The sequence below is a fragment of the Marivita sp. genome (assembly GCF_020055675.1).
GTDB lineage: Bacteria > Pseudomonadota > Alphaproteobacteria > Rhodobacterales > Rhodobacteraceae > Marivita.
This window is the reverse complement of sequence record NZ_JAIPUS010000065.1, coordinates 1-4,019: the sequence shown is the minus strand read 5'-3', so window position 1 is coordinate 4,019 and position 4,019 is coordinate 1. Positions and strand designations below refer to the sequence as shown.

General features: G+C 53.8%; 4 protein-coding genes and 1 pseudogene. 2 read left to right on the top strand and 3 right to left on the bottom strand.

Annotated elements, in window-relative coordinates:
* The 3 genes and pseudogenes from LCF59_RS17460 to repA form a co-directional block, all read right to left on the bottom strand.
* Positions 1-182 (bottom strand): annotated as a pseudogene (locus LCF59_RS17460) (replication initiator RepC); the annotation flags it as partial.
* Positions 183-420: 238 nt separating this feature from the next.
* Positions 421-1,272, bottom strand: coding sequence for a plasmid partitioning protein RepB (gene repB / locus LCF59_RS17455; RefSeq protein WP_292288896.1), 852 nt, complete (start codon positions 1,270-1,272; stop codon positions 421-423).
* A gap of 116 nt (positions 1,273-1,388) precedes the next feature.
* Positions 1,389-2,588, bottom strand: a complete 1,200-nt coding sequence (gene repA / locus LCF59_RS17450; protein ID WP_292288895.1) for a plasmid partitioning protein RepA — start codon at positions 2,586-2,588, stop codon at positions 1,389-1,391.
* Between the two features lie 463 nt (positions 2,589-3,051).
* Here repA and LCF59_RS17445 point away from each other — a divergent pair, with 463 nt between their 5' ends.
* Both LCF59_RS17445 and LCF59_RS17440 read left to right on the top strand, forming a co-directional pair.
* Positions 3,052-3,279 (top strand): AbrB/MazE/SpoVT family DNA-binding domain-containing protein, encoded by a 228-nt coding sequence (locus tag LCF59_RS17445; protein WP_292288894.1) that lies wholly within the window; start codon positions 3,052-3,054, stop codon positions 3,277-3,279.
* A gap of 370 nt (positions 3,280-3,649) precedes the next feature.
* Positions 3,650-3,991, top strand: a complete 342-nt coding sequence (locus LCF59_RS17440) for a type II toxin-antitoxin system RelE/ParE family toxin (RefSeq protein WP_292288893.1) — start codon at positions 3,650-3,652, stop codon at positions 3,989-3,991.
* Positions 3,992-4,019 lie beyond the last annotated feature (28 nt).

The following is a 4,019-nucleotide window of genomic DNA, read 5'->3' as shown; positions in this document are numbered from 1 at the left end:
CCAGGCTTCAGAAAACTGAGCATGGCTTGAAGTGTCTGTATGTGGCTAGGACGTAGACCAAACACGGTACGCGCATCTCTCAGGGCTCTGAAGATTGTCCAGACGTCGGTTTCAGATGGGGGAAATGAGCCGGGGTTTGCATCAGCACCTGCGGCTTCGATCGACAGTTTTGTAAATGCCATGGTTTGTTCACGACGACCATTCGGCCCACAACTTCCCCGTCTCTTCCCTCGATTTCTCGTGGAAAAAGGCAATAAATATCCGTCCACCGAATCGGTGACTCTTGACTGGTATGCTGGAGGTTGCTACATCATAGATGCTAATCAGAAGATGAGGGCTCTCCAGGGGAAACTTTGGGGGGCTCTTTTCTTTCGGGTCTTCGCTTTTCTCCTCTGCTCGTGTTGCTCTTTATGGCCTGGGTTAGGACCCAGAGCCTCTCTCATTCCGCCATTGTTCAAAGAGCTGCAAAAGCGTGGCTTCCACGCGCTCTTCGAGCCAATGGCCGAATTCTGGATTGTCCTTTTTGGTGACCTTGATAGCGATCGCCTTCTCATCGACTGTCAGCGTGCCTAATGAACTGCCGTTCTCATCTTTGATGACCGAAGTCAGGCCACGATTGGGCGGCTTCTTGTCGCTACGTGCTTTGCTCGAGCAAGCCGAACAGACCGCTTGGAACTTTTCGGAACTAGGTGTGTCTTCGGGCAGAGTGGCGAGCGCCTCTTTGGCGACGTCCACCAAATCTACCTTCACCGATAAGGCAGCCAGATCACTCCACTGCCGTCGTCCGATCCCATGTGCTGGCCCGATGAGTTGAACAAGGCCGTCTGGCAGTTGTTCTATGACGACCCTGTGGTTGGATACGCCTTGCCGGGTCAGACCCAGAGCATCCTGGATGACACCGGGTTTGTAGCCAGATTCCTGCATCTCTTTGATAAACAGTGACTTTTCTATGAAAGACGGATCAAGCCTGAGGTTGTTCTCCTGGCCTTGAGCGATCAGAGATGCGTCATCGTCCAAGGTTCGAACAATTGCCTTGACCGTTCCACCGACCTTACGGATCGCCGCAAGCCTGCGGCGGCCGTAGATGATGCGGTATCTGTCCGGTTGGGCTGATGGACGGACCATGATGGGCACTTGTTGGCCATGCTTGCGAATGCTCTCGGCCAACTCATCGATACTGGAATCTTCCAGCACCAACCGATCGCGCAGCCCATCCATGTCAATCTGATCGGGTTCGATATCGCGAATCGAGTTTGCTGTGATCTCGCGCAAAGAGTCGCGCAATCCTCCAACAGATCCCGGCAGCTTTGCCGCTTTTGGCGGGGTAGGGGAAGGGGCTCCGCTCTCCGTCTCATTCCTTGGAGGCTGGTGGAAGATGTTTCGGGCCATCAGCGACGCCCCCATGCCATTTGGATCGTCTGCTCTAGCTCATCGCCAACGCCATTCACGCTGGTCAGGGCGCGATCAATTGTCTTTCTGATGAATTGGCTTGGATCGACTTCGTAGACGGTCTGCTGGGTCATCCCCGCGTCGGAGATCGCCGTAGACTTCAGCATTGGCTCTGTCATGACCTGACCTGCCAGAATTGATCTCAGGTAGCCTGCCATTTGGGTCTGCGGACCGTCCGACGGTTCATATCTGGTAATCAGGAACTTGACAAAATCCCATGTGACACGCCGACCGATGGCTTCCTCCACCGCCTTGACCGTTTCTGAAGCAAGCTTCAGGAATTGGCTCATGGATGCGATGTCAAGCATGCCAGGTACCACGGTTACCAAAAGCCCCGTCGAGGCTGCCAGCGCAGTCAGGGTCAAAAAGCCAAGCTGAGGCGGGCAATCAATCAGGACGATGTCGTAGTTTGCCTCAACCTCTTCAAGCGCCAAGGCGAGGCGCTCCGCGAAGATAGGTTGTACGCGACGGGCGAGTGCGTTTGCGGTCTCAGTTTCGTACTCCGAAAGCATCAAGCCTGCTGGAACCATGTCGAGTTTATGGAAGTAGGTCTTCTGGATGACGTTCGAGAGTGGAACTTGGTCCTCATATCGCAGAGCATCATAGATTGTGCCGCCATCGGCGAACTCAAGCTCGGGCCGAAAGCCGAAAAACGTGGTCAAACTTGCTTGCGGATCGAGGTCTAAGACCAGCACGCGGTAACCGCGCAGGGCATATCTCTGCGCAAGATGGATCGTTGCAGTAGTCTTTGATGAACCGCCTTTGAAGTTGACGACAGATATCACCTGGAGACGATCGCCATCACGTCGACCTGGGCGGTAGCTCTCCGCGTGCTTTCCAGTGCGTCCAAGAACATCGCGCAACTCATCAATCTCTTGGGCTGTGTAGAACCGGTGTCCGCGGTTGTCTGTATGCACTTCCGGGAAGCTGCCGTCCTTGTGCCGGTTGCGCAGGTTAGATGTGCTTACGCGCAGGAGGCCGGCGACTTCGGTGGAACTGAAGCGGCGTAGGGACTTTCGTTCTTCGGGTTCGAAAGCGATCTTCATCTGGCGATCCAAAGACTCAGCCAGATTGTCGGCAAATGCTCCGATATCGGAAGAGCCTATGCCTTGCGTGTATCCAATGTTACGATCATCCATGTCCTGCCGCCCACTCTCGGCCTCTGTTGAGGCTCTTAGTCATTCTGACGGTGTACAGCGTGTCTGACGCGTTTTGCCGTCAGAATGGGAATGCCACGATCCAGTGAGTCCGGCAAGAAGAATCTAGATGTAGTGCAAAAGTTATCCACAGCACCAATTGCGATCGATCTGTTGGCGCTTAGTTAAGTGATTGAAAGTTATAATAAAATCTCGATCCACTAGATCATTTCTTGCGAAAGCAAGGCAAACTTACCTGCTGAGAAACCGGCTTGGTATCATTGGTCGATGGTACCGCTAGATCAATGCGAACCGGATGATTCTTCAAAATATTGGACGACAACAGGTTCAGTAACGATGGCGTATCGGCACATTTTCCACGCGGCACCGGCACGGCGATGGCTTTGCTCTTGGAGCAAGATGGATGTACGTTGATCGTCGTTTATCCATTACTTGAGAGGACAAGATGCGAGTCGCCAAATGGGGGAGTTATCTGGCTGTCCGTTTGCCCGCCGACCTTGTGCGTGAACTTGGCTTAAAGGAGGGTGATGAGATCGACCTGGTAAAGGACGATGAGACTGTGCATGTTCGGCGTCAGCCCCGCGCGGATGAAATCCTCAAAGCACTGAAGCGGTTTCGGGGCAAACTGCCCAATGCGACGCGTCTGTGCCGCGACGCTGCGCACGAGCGCTGAATTCGCAGAAACGAATGCCGTTTTTATCTGATCGCGGATGATCCAAAGGTGGAACGGGCGAGGACATCCAAGGGCAGGGGCCCCAGACCAGTGTCCAGGACCTGAATGAGGCGGTAGTAAATGGCCGGAAGAATGCAGGGTTCAGCCGGGAGACCACCGTATCCTCTCTTCTGGAAAGTTATGACATGGCTGCTTTGCGGAGGAGCAAGCCGCTCGATGGTTTCCAGCAGCATTCTACACTGGCCTTAAGCTTTTGGTAGGATGTCCTGGCAACTGGGCTATATCCAAGAGTGGCACAAAGTGGGTTGCTTTAAGCGTACTTCATGTGCCATTGACTTATACGCCAATGAAGCATAAATGGTAATCCGATATGACACGACTGCAGACGGTGGTGGAACTGCCCGAATTCCAAAGGCGCGCCAAAGCAATCATGTCGGAACAAGAGCGCGAGGCTGCAATCAACTTCATTGCTGCTAATCCTAATGATGGAGTTTCTCTCGGCGGCGGGCTTCGCAAGATCCGCATCCCAAGAAGCGGGGGTGGCAAGAGCGGCGGCTTCAGGACGTTGTATGTATTTGGCGGAAACCATATGCCGATCTTTCTGATCACGGTCTTCGCCAAGAATGAGAAGGCCAACCTGTCCAAGGCTGAGCAAGCCGCGGCAGTTGAATTGAGCAAGACGCTTGTCGCTAAGTATGGAGACGGAACATGACTGCATATGAATCGGTGTCGAAGGGCCT